Source organism: Mycolicibacterium aurum, from assembly GCF_900637195.1.
Classification (GTDB): domain Bacteria; phylum Actinomycetota; class Actinomycetes; order Mycobacteriales; family Mycobacteriaceae; genus Mycobacterium; species Mycobacterium aurum.
This window is the reverse complement of sequence record NZ_LR134356.1, coordinates 2,792,031-2,806,715: the sequence shown is the minus strand read 5'-3', so window position 1 is coordinate 2,806,715 and position 14,685 is coordinate 2,792,031. Positions and strand designations below refer to the sequence as shown.

Sequence of the window (14,685 nt, the reverse complement as noted above, 5' to 3'; positions counted from 1 at the left end):
AGGCGCTGCCCTTCTTTGGAGTGCTCATGCCCGTGCCTTCCCCAGGCTTTCGCCGAGTATCCCGGTCGGCCGGACCAACAGCACGAGAACCAGCAGCACGAAGGCCACCACGTCACGCCACTGCGTCCCGAAGACCGCCTGGCCGTAGTTCTCCATGACACCGAGCAGCAGACCGCCCAGCAGTGCACCGCGCAGGTTGCCGATTCCACCCAGCACGGCCGCCGAGAACGCCTTGATTCCCAACAGGAATCCGCCCGAGTAGATGATGCCCTGCGGCACCTTCAGCGTGTACAGCAGCGCGGCCGCCCCCGCGAGCAGACCACCGATCAGGAACGTGGTCATGATGATGCGTTCCCGCGATACACCCATCAGCGTCGCCGTGGTCGGATCCTGCGCGACCGCGCGGATGCCGCGGCCGAACTTGGTGCGGTTGATCGCGATATCGGTCAGAACCGCCAGCACCAGTGCGGCGGCGATGATGACGATGGTGATGTTCGAGATGGCGACACCGAAGAATTCGAACTGCGTTCTCGGCTGCACCAACACCATCGGCTGCTGAGCGTTGGGTCCGCCGTAGCCCGGTATCAATTTGGGCAGGATGAACAGCACGAACTGCTGCAGCACGAACGACATGCCGATGGCGGTGATCAGAAAGGTCAACGACCGGGCGTTGCGTTTCCGCAGCGGCCGGTACGCGATGAACTCCAGGCCGACGGCCGCGCCACCGGACACCAGCATCGCGAACAGCATCGCGATGCCGAGGTAGAGAACCGTCAGGAGGACGCCCTTGTTGTAGGCGTTCCCGCTCGGGGTGAAGCCCAGGATGATGTCGAGCGCGAAGTACGCGCCGAACATGCCGAGCATGAAGATCTCGGAGTGCGCGAAGTTGATCAGCCGCAGCACACCGAACACCAGGGTGTAGCCGACGGCGACCAGCGCGTAGATCGCTCCCCACGACAGGCCGTCGATCGTCAACTGCCAGAAGCTGTCGACCAGCGCTCCGACGTTGAAGTTGATGTTTGCGGCCTGGTTCATCCGGCGGGGAGCTCCTCGAGGACGGGACGGTGAGATGGACAGCTGGTCAGCGAAACGCGTCCGAGCCGGACAGGCCTCGGACGCGTTTCGCCTCAGCGGTTACTGAACGTCGTAGATCCAGATGAGAGTGGTGGTCAGCTCACCTTCGGGCGTCCACTGGTACTTGCGCGCCACGCCCTGACCGTCGTAGTTGCGGACGAAGTCGAGCAGCGCCGGCCGGGTGATCGCTCCGGAGTCGATGCCCTTGACCAGGATGGTGCCCAGGTCGTAGCCCTCGGCGCTGTAGGTTCCGGCTTCCTGACCGAACTTCTGCTGGTACTCCTCGGCGAACGAGCCGGTGGCGGGCCCGCACGGGCAGGCGAGCACGGCGCCCTTGGAGGATTCACCGGCCTGCTTGACGAACTCGGGATCCTTGGTGCCGTCGGCGCTGGCGAAGGTGCCCTCGAAGCCGCCGTCCCGCAGCTGCTGCACCAGCGGTGCCGCCTCGGCGTAGTAACCGCCGAAGAACACCGAGTCCGGAGCTGCGCCCTTGATCTGGGTCACCGCCGCGGAGAAGTCCTTGTCACCCTTCTTCACGGAGATGTTGCACGCCGAGTCGGCCACGGGGCCGAGGGTGTCGCGCACCGCCTGGGACAGCCCGAGGCCGTAGTCGGTGCTGTCGTCGACGACGCAGACCTTCTGGTGACCAAGGGTGTTCTTCAGGTAATTGGCCACTGCCGGCCCCTGCACACCGTCGTTGGCCAGGCCGCGGAAGAAAGTCTTCCAGCCGTTCTCCGACAACGTGACGTTGGTCGCCGACGCGGTGGTCGCCACCAGCCCGGCCTGGTCGAAGACGCCGCCGGTGGCCTTGGTCTCGCCGGAGAACGCCGGGCCGACCAAGCCGATCGTGTACTGGTCGTCGACGATCTGCGGTGCGATGGCCGTGGCCTTCTGCGGGTCGCCTTCGGTGTCGAACGGCTTCAGCTGCACCTGGCAGCCGGGGTTGGCCGCGTTGTGCTTGTCGATGGCCAACTGGACACCGTTTTTGATGTTGATGCCGAGCGCGGCGTCGGGGCCGTTGAGGGCACCGGCCATGGCGATGGACACCGGCGGGCAGGTGGCGTTGCCATCGCCAGCCGGGTCAGCGGGTGCAGCACCCTCGGACGCCGCGACTTCGGCGCCCTGCTCGTCGATCTGCACCTTCTCTACGATCTTGAGGTTCGTCTGCGACGCCTCTTCTTCGGGCGTGGACTGACTGCAGCCGGCAAGCGCCAGCACAATCAGACCCGCGCTCCCGAGAGCAAATGCCTTGCGTGCCACGCGACCGCGCACGTCTCACCTCCGGTTCAGTGTTCAGCTCGGCACCGTCAGATGGACGTGGACGACGAAATGACGGCCACGGCGGCGATGCTTCGCCGACGACCATAACCAACCCACCGCCGCGGTGCGTGCTGTTGGAAAACGCGTCGCGCGGATTAACGTCCTGAACCGGTCAAAAGTCGGCGGCGGAAACGCACTCTTAACGGGCAGGGCCCGTCGAGACCGTTATTTCTCCTCCGAGGCGGGCGCGTCGGCGGGAGGATCGAGCGTCTCCAGTACGACCTCGGCAACCCGCTTCATGGTGGTGCGGCGGTCCATCGCGGCACGCTGGATCCACTTGAACGCTTCCGGCTCGCTCATCCCCTGCTTGGATTGCAGCAAACCCTTGGCGCGCTCGACGAGCTTGCGGGTCTCCAGTCGGTCCGACAGCGACGCGACCTCTTTCTCCAGCTCGGCGATCTCGCTGAACCGGCTCACCGCCACCTCGATCGCCGGGATCAGGTCGGTGATGCTGAAGGGCTTGACCAGGTACGCCATCGCCCCGGCGTCACGCGCCCGTTCGACGAGTTCGCGCTGGCTGAAGGCGGTCAGGATCACGATGGGCGCGATGCGCTTGCTCGCGATCTCCGCGGCGGCGTCGATACCGTCGCGGCGCGGCATCTTGACGTCCATGATCACCAGATCCGGGTTCAGCGACTCGGCGAGATCGACGGCCTCCTGACCGTCGCCGGCCTCGCCGACGATCTCGTAGCCCTCTTCGCGCAGCATCTCTGCCAGGTCGAGCCGGATCAGTGCCTCGTCCTCGGCGATGAGGACTCGGTGCGGCGTGGTGGCGGCGTCTGACGATGACGCGGAAGCAGAGGACATCCTGACATTGTGAAGCCCGAAGGCCGGATGAGCGAGCGCGGGGGCATCATCTATGGTGGTAGGCCGCGCGCCCTCGTATCCCAACTGGCAGAGGAAACGGATTCAAAACCCGTGCAGTGTGAGTTCGAATCTCACCGAGGGCACTCTCAGTACAGATCCAGCCTGCGGTCGGCGAGCAGGTCGACGTACTCGGTGATCTTCTTCGAGCGGCTGCGCGTCAGGTCGATGTCGGCAATCGCCATCCCCACCCCTGGCCCCACCGACGCCACCACCCAGCCGTCCTGGTCGACGATCGCGGTGCCTCCGGTCCACTCCTGACCGCGCTCCACGCCGGCGCGGTCGCACGCGGCGACGGCGACCCTGTTGAGCCGTGCCGTCGACATCGCCGTGATCACCTCACCCGGGTGCTCGCCCTCCGGCCGCGGGAACACCGGCCAGTTGACCGGAGCCACGATCAGCTCGGCGCCGTCGACCGCGGCGCGTCGGGTGACCTCCCCGAACTCCAGGTCGTAACAGACCATCACCGAGATCGCGCCATGGCGCGTCCGCACCACCGGCGCATGCTCGGCACCGGGGGTGAAGATCAGTTTCTCCCGATCCCACAGATGCGTCTTGCGGTAGACCGCGACCACGCCGCCCGAGTCGACGACGGCCGCACTGTTGTACAGCCGCCCGTCGTCACCGAGCTCGGCAAATCCAAATATGGCCACCGAATCACCAACGGCGGCAGCCCACTTCGCGAACCTGGGGTCCGACGGTGCCAGCGCCGCGGCGCGCGCCTCGTCCTCGTCGGCGAACATGTACCCCGACGTGGCCAGCTCGGGGAGCACGACGATGTCGGCGCCCGCGGACACCGCCTCCGCTATCGCCGATGCGATGAGTTCGGTGTTCGCGTCGACGTCACCGATGACGGGATTGAGTTGGCAGCACACGATGCGCGTCATTCCAGCAGGGTAGTGGCGACCGCGGCGATAGTCTTTGCTGGTGCTCAACGTCAGGCCGGTGTGCGTGCCCGAGGTGACGCTGGGCCGCCGCGCCTGGTCGCCCACCCGGCACCGCGACGAGCGGGTGAGCAGGCGACTCCGTGTGTTGATCATCGCGAGCTGGATCGCCGCGGTGGTGTCGGTGGCTTTCGGCGTCTTCCAGCTGACGCTCGGCGGCTCGCTGTGGTGGCTCGGCGCGATCAACTTGGCTTGCGGCGCAGTGTTCCTCGGCATCCCACGGCTGTGCCCGCTGGGGGAACTCGTCGCACCGCTGACCTTCGTCACGTTCGCGTATGTGTCGGTGACGTTCATCTGCTACACCATCGGCACCGGATCAGGCCTGCAGTTCTATTTCCTGGTGGCGTCCTCGCTGGTGGTGCTGGTCCTCGGCATCGAGCGGATCGCGTTCGCATCGGTGATCGCCGCACTCGGCGTCGCGATCACGATCGGCCTTGAGCTGACGGTTCCGCACGACCGCGGACTGGGCCCGCCGTGGACGCTCACGGCGGGATTCATCAGCTCGGCTGTGTCGTCGGCGGTGATGATCGTCGCCACCATCTGGTACACGCTGCGCGAGATCGACCGCGCCGAGGCGGCAATGGAATCCGAGTACGAACGCTCCGAGCGCCTGCTCGCGAACATCCTTCCCGCCACCATCGCCGAACGCCTCAAGGAACCCACCCGCACCGTCATCGCCGACAAGTACGACGACGCGTCGATCCTGTTCGCCGACATCGCCGGCTACACCAAGCGTGCCAGCGACACCACCCCCGCGGAGCTGGTTCGGTTCCTGGACCGGCTCTACACCGACCTGGACGCCCTCGTGGACCAGCACGGGTTGGAGAAGGTGAAGACCAGCGGCGACTCGTACATGGTGGTCAGCGGAGTACCGATCCCGCGGTCGGACCACCTGGAGGCACTCGCCTGCCTGGCTCTCGAAATCGCCGATGCAGTCCGCGATCTCAAGGATCCGCAGGGCCGCGACGTCCCGCTGCGCATCGGCATGGCGTCGGGGCCCGTGGTCGCCGGAGTGGTCGGCGCCAAGAAGTTCTTCTACGACGTCTGGGGCGACGCGGTCAACGTGGCCTCGCGGATGGAGACGACCGACGTGGAAGGTCGAATCCAGGTGCCGCACAACGTCTACGAACGCCTTCGCCACCACTATGTGTTCGAGGAGCGCGGGCTGGTCGACGTGAAGGGCAAGGGCCCGATGCACACCTGGTATCTGGTGGGCCACCGAGCCGGTGCAATCACACCTTCCGGTTCTCCGACTTGAGCAGCCAGGCCAGCTTCTCCAGTCCGTCGATCAACTGGTGCAGGATGTCGGCCGTGCTCGGGTCCTCGGCGTCCACCCCGTCATGCACGGTCCGCAGCGTGTCCACGACGGCATAGATCCGGGCGGTGATCAGGTCGACGACCTCGCCGGTGCTGTGCTCGTAGGCCGGGAACTCCGGCAGCGACGTCGTCGCCGCGACGGTGTCCGACCTGCCGTCGGGGACGGCGTCGAGAGCGCGCAACCGTTCGGCGACGGTGTCGCTGGCCTCACGGGCGAAGTCGACGACCTCGTCCAGTTGTAGATGCAGGTCGCGGAAGTTGGTCCCGACGACGTTCCAGTGGGCCTGCTTGCCCTGCAGGTGCAGTTCGATGAGGTCGACAAGGACCCGCTGCAGTGCGGCACTCAGTTCGGGAGAGGCCTGGAAGCCCGTGACCTCGGCGTCGGTGCGACGTGCGTTCGTTGTTGTACCCATGCTTATGACAACGCCTCCTAAATTGGAATGAGTCCAGAATAGCCGACATCATTCTGTGGGTGCGGTCACAGCCTGCTTGTCCTGCTTCTCCAGCAGCCGCGCATACCCGGCACCCATCCCCAGCAGGATCAGGCCCACGACGATGAACACCACCACACGGAAAATGCCGTCGAGGGTGCCCAGGTCGAACAGGAACAGCTTGGCCATCGCGGCGGCGACCAGTCCGAGTCCACCGCCGATCGGGACGGATCGGTCGTCGCGGGGCAACCGGGCGGCATAGCCGAACAAGCCTGCTGCCATCGCAATCCAGATGATGGTCGCGGCCATGTGCCCGGCGTAGAAGCCGCCGTCCGCACCGGGCGTGCCGCCGCCGATGAGCATTCCCGCGGTCACCGTGAACGACGTGACCGCGTAGACCACCACCGCCGCAGCACCCACCCACAGCGCGCGTTCAGTGCGGTCCCAGGTCCACACGATCGCCACCGCGGCGGCGGCCAGCAGCACGCTGGACACCAGGGTGGACACACCGGTGGCAGTGTTCAGTCGAGTGGCCTCCAGCAGCATCTCCGGAGGCGAGTAGCTCAGGTGCGCGGCAGCTCCGACGACGGCGAATCCGATTGCGGCCCATCGTGCGACGACGTCACCCCGCCCGGCCAAGGCGACAATCACCGCCATCGCCAACAACACCGGGCCCGCGATCTTGCCGTCGAAGGCCACGGTGACGGCGATCAGGGCGGCGACCGCCGACGTGGCGGCGAAGACGTGCCGCACGACGCCGGGAACGCCCGGCAGCCGGTCCCCGACCAACACGATCGCCAGCAACGCGGCCGCCAGAGCGGCGGCCATCAGCGAAGCGATCACGCGATCGACTGCCAGCGCCACGCACAGCACCGGCAGTACCCCGGCCGCGGTCAACAGCGCCATCACGGCGCGATTCCTGGTGCCGGGCAACAGGATCAACGCAGCGCTCAACGCGATCAACGCGGCGATACCGCACGCCCCGGCGAGCCAGAGATCGTCGCGATTGTCGAAGTGACGTGCCATCAGCGCCACCATGACAGGCAGCACGGCGGCGGCGACACGTGCCGCGTGCAGCCAGATCCAGTCCTTGCCCAGCTGCACGGGAAGTGACACCGTCGCCAGCGCCAGCATGAACCCGATCAGCAGAAGCGAGATGCCGTCGGCCACCACCGGGGCCAGGACGATGAGGGGTACGAGCACGAGCAGCCCCAGATGCTGGGAATCCCAGCGGCGCGCCAAGGTCAGCCCGCCCCCGGCGATCGCCGCCGCGAGGATCAAACCGACCGGCGCCGACACCCAGCCGTAGATCGTGGTGAGGGCGATGACGTCCATGTATGCGGCAGCGACGCCGGTCGAGGCGAGCGCGATCGCACCGACCCGGCCGTCGGGTCGACGGTGCAACCACCAGGCCGCCCCGACGAGTCCGGCGGCCAGCACCGCCCCGGCCGCGACCCGGAACTCGGGCCGCAAGATGCCCGCTTGAGCGGCGAGCACCAGCAGCAGGACGACACCGATCAGGGTGACCGCCACCCCGGCGACCGCCAGCAGTTTCCCGATCCAGCCCTCCGAGCGCTCTTTCTTGAGCCGCGGCGGCACAGTGTTCGGCCACGGCTGGAAGGGCGTCGGCGGAGGGGGCGGGTACTGCGGCCGGTAGGACGGCGCCGGGCGTGGCGCCGGCTGCGGCGGGTAGATCGGCTGCGGCGGCGCGCCCGAAGGCGGTGCCGCAGGCTGCGGCACGACTGCCTGCGGCGGTTGTTCGGTGAGGATCCGGTCCAACGCCGCCAGATCGGTCGACACCCGCGCCAGCTGGTGCGAGATCGCGGCGAAGTCCGCGGAGAGCCGGGCGATGACGGCGGTGTGCGGTTCGGTCATGCGGTCATCGTCGCAGCCCAGGGCGCCTCAGCGGATGAGTACTACTACTCGTCCAGTCCGTGCTCGATCGCGTACCGTGCGAGTTCGACCCGGTTCCCAATCTGGAGCTTGCGGAAGGTCGCCTGCACGTGGTTCTCCACGGTCCGGTGGCTCAGCGACAGGCGCGTGGCGATCTGCTTGGCGGTGAGCCCCTTGGCGACATAGCGCAGTATCTCCGTCTCGCGCTCGGTCAGGCTCGGCTCCGCCGAACCGGCGGGTGAGTCGCGCTCGATCCGGCGGTACTCCCCCAGCACCAGGCCGGCCAGCCCGGGCGTGAACACCGCGCGCCCCTGCGCGGTCGCCCGCACCGCGTCCTCGAGCTCCTGCTTCGACGCGCTCTTCACCAGATAGCCGGTGGCGCCCGCCTTCACCGCCTCCAGGACGTCGTCGCGCTCGTCGGACGCTGACAGCACAAGGATGCGGGTCGACGGTGAGACGGCGAGAACCTCGGCCGTGGCCTGTGCGCCGTCACCGTCGCCGAGACGCATGTCCATCAGGACGACGTCCGGCAGCACGACGGCCGCCCGGCGCTTCGCCGACGCCACCCCGTCCGCGGTCGCCACCACCTCGAAGCCGCCGTCGGCCAGATCCCGCGCCACCGCATCACGCCAGATCGGATGATCGTCGACCACCATCACGGTAATCGGGCCGTCTGTCATCGGGTCTGCTTCGGATGTCGGGGCACGGTCAACTCCCACTCGGTCCCCGCGCCGGGACCGGTGCTCAGCTTGGCGTCACCACCCAACGAATTCATCCTTCCCACAATCGATTTGGCGACCCCGACGCGGCCCTCCCCCACGGCTTCCTCCAGTCGTCCGTCGGGTATCCCCACGCCGTCATCGCGCACGCTGACCGTGACCGAAGCGCCGAGATCTTCGAGAAGAACATACGCGCGGGCGTCGGGCCCCGCGTGCGCCTCGACGTTGTCCAACGCATTCGTCACCGCGGCGAGGAGCTCGTCCGCAACCGTGGAATCCACCAGAACCGGCTCGGCCGGCACGCTGACCGACACCCGATCCGAGGCTTTTCGCCGCAGCATCGCCGCGACGTCGGAGTTCGCCTCGCCGCGCGGTGAGACGTCGGCGGCGCTGACGAGGCGGCGCAGCGCCCGCTCCTGTTCACCTGCCAATTCGGCGAGCTGGGCGGTGTCGCCGCCGATCTCCCGGCCGCGACGGGCCACCAGGGCAAGTACCTGGATTGCCCCGTCGTGAACCTGACGGGAGAGCCGCTCGCGCTCCTCGAGGGACGCCGACAAGCGGGCCGCCCGCTGCAGTTCGGCATGCGCACGGCGGGCGGTCTGTCCCGCCATGCCGACGGCGAGGCCGACTGCCAGTTCGATGACCACCGTCGCGTTCCGGCCGAGATCGATGCTCACGTACCCCTTGAGCGCTGCGCTGGACGCCACGATCACCAGCCCGGCCAGCATGCCGCTGATCGGTCCCGCCAGGATGGCTGCCGAGATCGTGGCGTTGGTCGCCCACAACGTGGTGGGCCACGACTGGTTGTCCTGAGCCCACTGGTCGGACGCGACAACCTCGGTGGACAGCACCAAAGCGACCACCACGGCGATCTCGGCGAGCACCCAGGCGCGACGGCGCCCGAATCCCTGCAGATAGGCCACCGCACACACCGCGCTCCATGCGACGAGCGCGGCGAACAACAGCCAGGCGGCAACCGGGCGGTCGAGGTCGGAATTGATCGACAGGTGAAAGCCGAACGCGTAGACGCAGCTGAGCAGACGGAACACCTGAGCGGCCCGCCACAGCGGCGTGACCGGGTCGGTAGCTACATCACCTTGGAGAGAAACGCCTGCGTCCGTTCGTGTTGCGGGTTGGCCATGATCTCGCGGGGATCGCCCCGCTCGACCACGACGCCGGCGTCCATGAACACCAACTCGTCGGCGACCTCACGGGCGAAGCCCATCTCGTGCGTCACCACCATCATGGTCATACCTTGCGCCGCAAGCTTTTTCATCACCGCGAGCACTTCGCCGACGAGTTCGGGATCCAGTGCCGACGTCGGTTCGTCGAACAGCATCAGCTTGGGCTCCATGGCCAGCGCCCGGGCGATGGCGACGCGCTGCTGCTGACCTCCGGAGAGCTGCGCCGGGTAGGCCTCGGCCTTGTCGGCCAGCCCCACGGTTTCGAGCATTTCCTTGCCCCGCTCGATGGCTTCGCTCTTGCTCACCCCTTTGACCTGGATGGGCGCCTCGATCACGTTGCCCAGCGCGGTCCGGTGCGGGAAAAGGTTGAAGTGCTGGAAGACCATGCCCACATCGCGGCGTTGTTTGGCCACCTCGCGCGGCTTCATCTCATACAGTTTGCCGCCGCGCTCGTTGTAGCCGACGAGAGTGCCGTCGACGTAGAGCCGCCCGGCGCTGACCGTCTCCAGGTGATTGATGCACCGCAGGAAGGTGGACTTTCCGGAACCCGACGGTCCGACCAGCACGAGGACCTCGCCCTGCTTGACCTCGAGCGTGATCCCCTTGAGCACCTTCAGTGCGCCGAAGTCCTTGCAGACCAGTTCCGCCTTCACCATCGGCGTGGCGGACGCCGCCTCTGTCGTCATGCCTGTCCTCTCAGCCTGCTGCCGGCTTTTGCGCCAGCGCCAGCGCCTCGAGCTGCTTGGTGGTCAGCTTGCGCGAGGCACCCCGGGAGAAGTACCGCTCGAGATAGAACTGGCCCACCATCAGGACGCTGGTGATGATCAGATACCAGGTGGCGGCGACGAGCAGCAGCGGCACAGGTTCGAAGATACGCGCGGCGATCTCGCGGGTCGCGATGCTGTACAGATCGAACGCGTAGGGCACCGCGGTGACCAGCGAGGTCGTCTTGAGCAGGCTGATGAGCTCGTTTCCCGTCGGCGGGATGATCACCCGCATCGCCTGCGGTAGAACCGTGCGGCGCATCGCCTTTCCCCACGACATGCCGAGCGCAGTCGAGGCCTCCATCTGTCCTTCCGGCACCGAGGTGATGCCGGCGCGGACGATCTCCGCCATGTAGGCGGCCTCGTTGAGCGCCAGGCCGATCACCGCCAGCGCGAACGGGAACGACAGGCTCTGCAGGTCCACATGGAGCAGCGACGGCCCGAACGGCACGCCCAGCTGCAGGTTCTGGTAGATGGTCGGGAAGAGTCCCCAGAAAGCCAGCTGCACGTAGACCGGCGTGCCACGGAAGATCCACAGGAACACCCAGGACACGGCGCTCATGACCGGGTTCTCCGACAGCCGCATCACGGTGAGGAGAACGCCGAGCACGACGCCGATCACCATCGAGTAGATGGTCAGCTGCAGGGTGTTGAACACCCCGAGCAGGATCCGCTCGTTGAACAGGTATTCGGAGTAGGTGGACCAGCCGTAGGCCGGGTTGGTGGCCGCACCCCAGAGGAAGAGCGCGACCAGAATGATGATGACGGCCGCCGCCACCCATCGCCACGGATGACTCAGCGGGACGGCATCGATGGACTCAGGTGGTTTGGACTGTGGCGGCGAACCGGCATCACTCATCGGTGTCAACGCCGCCTAGGAGATCGCGCCGTTGATGACCGGCTTGTCGATCATGCCTTCCTCCAGGCCCCAGTTGGCGGCGATCTCCTTGTACTTGCCGGTCTCGATCAGATGCTCAAGGGCCTGCACCAGCGACTGAGCGAGCGGAGACCCCTTCTCCACGGGCCACCCGTACGGCGCCGAGTCGAACACCTCGCCCGCCTGCTCGAGTTTTCCGTTGGTCTGCTTGATCGCGTACAGGGTCACCGGCGAATCCGCGGACATGGCGTCGGCCTGGCCGAGCACGACGGCGTTGGTGGCCGCGTCCTGGCTGTCGAACGGGACGATCTCGATGGCCGGTTGACCTTCGTCGGTGCACTTCTTGCTGCGCGCAGGCAGTTCGTCGGTCTCCTGCACCGTGGTGGCCTGCACCGCGACCTTCTTGCCGCAGGCGCTCTCCGGGTTGATGTCGCCGCCGGCGGGCTGGGCCCACAGCGTGCCTGCGGAGAAGTAGGTGACGAAGTCGACCTGCTCCTCGCGTTCCTTGCTGTCGGTGAACGATGACATGCCGACGTTGAACGTGCCGCCCTGGATCGAGGGGATGATCTTGGCGAAGTCGGCTTCGCGGTACTCCGGGGTCAGGCCGAGCGTGCCCGCGATCGCGTTCATCAGGTCGACGTCGAAGCCGACGATCTTGCCTTCGGGGTCTTTGAACTCGTTCGGTGCGTACGGAATGTTCACGCCGATGACGAGCTTGCCGGTCGACTTGATGGCCTCGGGCACGGTGTTCGCGATCGCGTCGACCTTTTCCGCGGGCGCTGCCGCGGTCGGGGATCCCTCTTCGCTCGGCGCCTCGGAGCTACTCGAACAGCCCGACAGGGTCAGCGCGCCGGCAGCGACGAAGACTGCCGCCATGCGCCAGATCCTGGTCCGGCGGTCTTGGATTCCACCCAACACTGGTTGCCTCAACTTTCTTCTTCGGGTCGTCAGCGTGTCCTGCTGCCCCCCGCGGGCCTTCTCCAGCCAGGAACGTTAACGACCGATGACCCGACGCGCAGCGCCGGTAACCGAACATTAACGACAGCGTTGGTTCATCACAGCGGTAACGCGAAATCACGCGGGTCGTGTCGGGCCCTGTGTCAAACTTCGCGCATGGAAACCGCCGCTCCCCCAACCATGTTGCAGCATCTCTGGAAGACGGCACTGGTCTCGGGAATTCTCGCCATCCTTCTGGGTGCCCTGGTGTGGCTCTGGCCCGGAATCAGCATCTTCGTCGCTGCCATCTTCTTCGCCGCCTACCTGTTGGTGGCGGGCATCACGCAGGTGGTCTTCGCGTTCAGCCTGCACGTCTCGGCGGGCGGCCGTGTGCTGCTGTTCATCAGCGGTGCCGCGGCTCTCGTGCTGGCCATCATGTGCTTCCGCAACTTCGGCGATGCCGTTCTTCTGCTGGCCATCTGGATTGGAATCGGCTTCATCTTCCGTGGCGTGGCGACGGCGGTGTCGGCGATCAGCGACCCGACGTTGCCCGGCCGCGCCTGGGAGATCTTCATCGGTGTGATCAGCCTGATCGCCGGCGTCATCATGCTGGCTGCGCCGTTCAGATCCATCGAGACGCTGACCATGGTCGTCGGAATCTGGTTGATCGTGCTGGGCGTGTTCGAGGTCGTCTCCGCGTTCGGGATCCGCTCGGCGAGCAAGCATGCGGTCCGCGTCGGCGGCCCCAGAGAAGAAGTCGTGGCCCCCAACCCCGGAATGAAGGACGAAAGTCCCTAGCGACGGGCGCCGCACAAGCTACTACACTCTGTCGTAGAAGGCGTCGATCAACTAGGTAAGGCCCGGGAGTGGCGGATGAACGCACTGGATGTGTCGCGGTGGCAGTTCGGTATCACCACCGTCTACCACTTCATCTTCGTCCCACTCACCATCGGCTTGGCGCCGCTGATCGCCGTCATGCAGACCGTGTGGCACGTCACCGGTAATACCGCGTGGTATCGGCTGACGAAGTTCTTCGGCAAGCTTTTCCTGATCAACTTCGCCATCGGCGTCGCAACCGGAATCGTGCAGGAGTTCCAGTTCGGGATGAACTGGAGCGAGTACTCGAAGTTCGTCGGCGACATCTTCGGCGCCCCGCTCGCGTTCGAGGGGCTGGTCGCCTTCTTCTTCGAGTCGACGTTCATCGGCCTGTGGATTTTCGGGTGGCAGCGACTCCCCAAGGCCGTCCACCTCGCCTGCATCTGGATCGTCGCGTTCGGGGTCAACGCCTCGGCCTACTTCATCATCGCTGCGAACTCGTTCATGCAGCACCCGGTGGGCGCGAAATTCAACCCCGAGACCGGCCGGGCCGAGCTGGTCGACTTCGGTGCGCTTCTGTCCAACAACACCGCCGTGTGGGCGTTCTTTCACGCAGTCACCGGGTCACTGCTGACCGCGGGGGCGTTCGTGGCGGGCATCTCGGCGTGGTTGATGGTGCGGGACCGGCGGCGCAGGACCGAAGGCCGTGGCAGCGACGACGGCGCCTCCGACGACTCGCGAACGATGTTCCGTCCGGCCGTGATCCTGGGCAGCCTCGTCGCGCTCGCGGCGGCGGGCGGCCTGCTGTTCACCGGAGACATCCAGGGCAAACTCATGTTCGTCCAACAGCCGATGAAGATGGCGTCGGCGGAATCGTTGTGCCACACCGAAACCGATCCGATGTTCTCGGTGCTGACCGTCGGCACCCATAACAACTGCGACAGCGTGACCCACCTGATCGAGGTGCCCTACGTTCTGCCGTTCCTGGCCGAGAGCAAGTTCAGCGGCGTAACCCTGCAGGGGGTTCAGGACCTGCAACAGGAGTATCAGCAGAAGTTCGGCCCGGGCGACTACCGGCCCAACCTGTTCGTCACCTACTGGGCGTTCCGGGCGATGATCGGATTGCTGCTGGTTCCGGTGGCTTTCGCCCTGGTGAGCCTGTGGTTGACCCGACGCGGCAGGCTCCCGGACCAGCGGTGGTACGGGTGGTTCGGGATACTCGCCATCCCCACCCCGTTCCTGGCGAACTCGGCCGGCTGGGTGTTCACCGAGATGGGTCGCCAACCCTGGGTCGTCGTGCCCAACCCCACCGGCGACCCGCTGGTGCGAATGACGGTGCAGGAAGGCGTGTCCAACCACGCCGCGGGCACGGTCATGTTCTCACTGGCGGTGTTCACCCTGCTCTACGGCGCACTGGCCGTCGTGTGGTTCTACCTGATGCGGCGCTACGTGGTCGAAGGCCCGCAGGAGCATGACTCCGAACCCGCGCCGCCGGCACCGCCCAACTCAGACGACGTCGCCCCGCTGTCGTTCGCCTACTAGGAGA

The 14,685-nt window shown here is 66.5% G+C and carries 14 protein-coding genes and 1 tRNA gene; 4 read left to right on the top strand and 11 right to left on the bottom strand.

The window, feature by feature from the left end; translation table 11 throughout:
• Positions 1-24: 24 nt before the first annotated feature.
• The 3 genes from EL337_RS13365 to EL337_RS13355 all read right to left on the bottom strand — a co-directional run bounded on the left by EL337_RS13365 (position 25) and on the right by EL337_RS13355 (position 3,201).
• Positions 25-1,035 carry a branched-chain amino acid ABC transporter permease gene (locus tag EL337_RS13365; protein WP_048633819.1) on the bottom strand — a complete coding sequence of 337 codons (1,011 nt, stop codon included), beginning with the start codon at positions 1,033-1,035 and terminating at the stop codon, positions 25-27.
• A gap of 99 nt (positions 1,036-1,134) precedes the next feature.
• Positions 1,135-2,346, bottom strand: coding sequence for a branched-chain amino acid ABC transporter substrate-binding protein (locus EL337_RS13360; protein ID WP_048633820.1), 1,212 nt, complete (start codon positions 2,344-2,346; stop codon positions 1,135-1,137).
• A 213-nt stretch (positions 2,347-2,559) separates the two neighbouring features.
• Entirely contained in the window at positions 2,560-3,201 is a 642-nt protein-coding gene (locus EL337_RS13355; RefSeq protein ID WP_048633821.1) for a two-component system response regulator PdtaR, read from the bottom strand.
• A 69-nt stretch (positions 3,202-3,270) separates the two neighbouring features.
• On the opposite strand from EL337_RS13355, the gene EL337_RS13350 reads away from it, so the two are divergent.
• Positions 3,271-3,344 (top strand) — tRNA-Leu (locus EL337_RS13350).
• Positions 3,345-3,347: 3 nt separating this feature from the next.
• Here EL337_RS13350 and EL337_RS13345 read toward each other — a convergent pair.
• Positions 3,348-4,145 (bottom strand): nitrilase-related carbon-nitrogen hydrolase, encoded by a 798-nt coding sequence (locus EL337_RS13345; protein WP_048633822.1) that lies wholly within the window; start codon positions 4,143-4,145, stop codon positions 3,348-3,350.
• Positions 4,146-4,185: 40 nt separating this feature from the next.
• Between EL337_RS13345 and EL337_RS13340 the strand changes: the two genes are divergently transcribed.
• Positions 4,186-5,460 carry an adenylate/guanylate cyclase domain-containing protein gene (locus tag EL337_RS13340; protein ID WP_370737187.1) on the top strand — a complete coding sequence of 425 codons (1,275 nt, stop codon included), beginning with the start codon at positions 4,186-4,188 and terminating at the stop codon, positions 5,458-5,460.
• On the opposite strand, the gene EL337_RS13335 is transcribed toward EL337_RS13340, so the two are convergent.
• From EL337_RS13335 to EL337_RS13305, 7 genes are read right to left on the bottom strand one after another with little or no spacing between them, the layout of a single operon-like run.
• Positions 5,435-5,932 carry a Dps family protein gene (locus tag EL337_RS13335; protein ID WP_048633824.1) on the bottom strand — a complete coding sequence of 166 codons (498 nt, stop codon included), beginning with the start codon at positions 5,930-5,932 and terminating at the stop codon, positions 5,435-5,437. The two genes, EL337_RS13340 and EL337_RS13335, sit on opposite strands and share 26 nt — an antisense overlap.
• Positions 5,933-5,980: 48 nt before the next feature.
• Positions 5,981-7,825 carry a DUF2339 domain-containing protein gene (locus tag EL337_RS13330; RefSeq protein ID WP_048633825.1) on the bottom strand — a complete coding sequence of 615 codons (1,845 nt, stop codon included), beginning with the start codon at positions 7,823-7,825 and terminating at the stop codon, positions 5,981-5,983.
• Between the two features lie 44 nt (positions 7,826-7,869).
• Positions 7,870-8,523, bottom strand: a complete 654-nt coding sequence (locus EL337_RS13325; RefSeq protein WP_048633826.1) for a response regulator — start codon at positions 8,521-8,523, stop codon at positions 7,870-7,872.
• Positions 8,520-9,611, bottom strand: coding sequence for a MacS family sensor histidine kinase (gene macS, locus EL337_RS13320; protein ID WP_407662582.1), 1,092 nt, complete (start codon positions 9,609-9,611; stop codon positions 8,520-8,522). The genes EL337_RS13325 and macS overlap by 4 nt, the downstream gene beginning before the upstream one ends.
• A gap of 38 nt (positions 9,612-9,649) precedes the next feature.
• Positions 9,650-10,432: an amino acid ABC transporter ATP-binding protein gene (locus tag EL337_RS13315; RefSeq protein ID WP_048633828.1), complete on the bottom strand. Its 783-nt coding sequence runs from the start codon at positions 10,430-10,432 to the stop codon at positions 9,650-9,652.
• A gap of 10 nt (positions 10,433-10,442) precedes the next feature.
• Positions 10,443-11,369, bottom strand: a complete 927-nt coding sequence (locus EL337_RS13310; protein ID WP_048633829.1) for an amino acid ABC transporter permease — start codon at positions 11,367-11,369, stop codon at positions 10,443-10,445.
• A gap of 15 nt (positions 11,370-11,384) precedes the next feature.
• Positions 11,385-12,263 carry an ABC transporter substrate-binding protein gene (locus EL337_RS13305; protein ID WP_048633910.1) on the bottom strand — a complete coding sequence of 293 codons (879 nt, stop codon included), beginning with the start codon at positions 12,261-12,263 and terminating at the stop codon, positions 11,385-11,387.
• A gap of 237 nt (positions 12,264-12,500) precedes the next feature.
• Here EL337_RS13305 and EL337_RS13300 point away from each other — a divergent pair, with 237 nt between their 5' ends.
• Both EL337_RS13300 and EL337_RS13295 read left to right on the top strand, forming a co-directional pair.
• Complete coding sequence (locus EL337_RS13300) at positions 12,501-13,121, top strand: HdeD family acid-resistance protein (RefSeq protein ID WP_048633830.1); 621 nt, start codon at positions 12,501-12,503, stop codon at positions 13,119-13,121.
• Between the two features lie 75 nt (positions 13,122-13,196).
• A complete protein-coding gene (locus tag EL337_RS13295) occupies positions 13,197-14,681 on the top strand; it encodes a cytochrome ubiquinol oxidase subunit I (RefSeq protein WP_048633831.1) in 1,485 nt (494 codons plus the stop codon).
• Positions 14,682-14,685 lie beyond the last annotated feature (4 nt).

Coding starts and splice junctions, on each gene's coding strand:
- EL337_RS13365 (WP_048633819.1), bottom strand. CDS start 1,035: ATGAACCAGGCCGCAAACATCAACTTCAACGTCGGAGCGCTGGTCGAC.
- EL337_RS13355 (WP_048633821.1), bottom strand. CDS start 3,201: ATGTCCTCTGCTTCCGCGTCATCGTCAGACGCCGCCACCACGCCGCAC.
- EL337_RS13345 (WP_048633822.1), bottom strand. CDS start 4,145: ATGACGCGCATCGTGTGCTGCCAACTCAATCCCGTCATCGGTGACGTC.
- EL337_RS13335 (WP_048633824.1), bottom strand. CDS start 5,932: ATGGGTACAACAACGAACGCACGTCGCACCGACGCCGAGGTCACGGGC.
- EL337_RS13330 (WP_048633825.1), bottom strand. CDS start 7,825: ATGACCGAACCGCACACCGCCGTCATCGCCCGGCTCTCCGCGGACTTC.
- EL337_RS13325 (WP_048633826.1), bottom strand. CDS start 8,523: ATGACAGACGGCCCGATTACCGTGATGGTGGTCGACGATCATCCGATC.
- EL337_RS13315 (WP_048633828.1), bottom strand. CDS start 10,432: ATGACGACAGAGGCGGCGTCCGCCACGCCGATGGTGAAGGCGGAACTG.
- EL337_RS13310 (WP_048633829.1), bottom strand. CDS start 11,369: ATGAGTGATGCCGGTTCGCCGCCACAGTCCAAACCACCTGAGTCCATC.
- EL337_RS13305 (WP_048633910.1), bottom strand. CDS start 12,263: ATGGCGGCAGTCTTCGTCGCTGCCGGCGCGCTGACCCTGTCGGGCTGT.
- EL337_RS13300 (WP_048633830.1), top strand. CDS start 12,501: ATGGAAACCGCCGCTCCCCCAACCATGTTGCAGCATCTCTGGAAGACG.
- EL337_RS13295 (WP_048633831.1), top strand. CDS start 13,197: ATGAACGCACTGGATGTGTCGCGGTGGCAGTTCGGTATCACCACCGTC.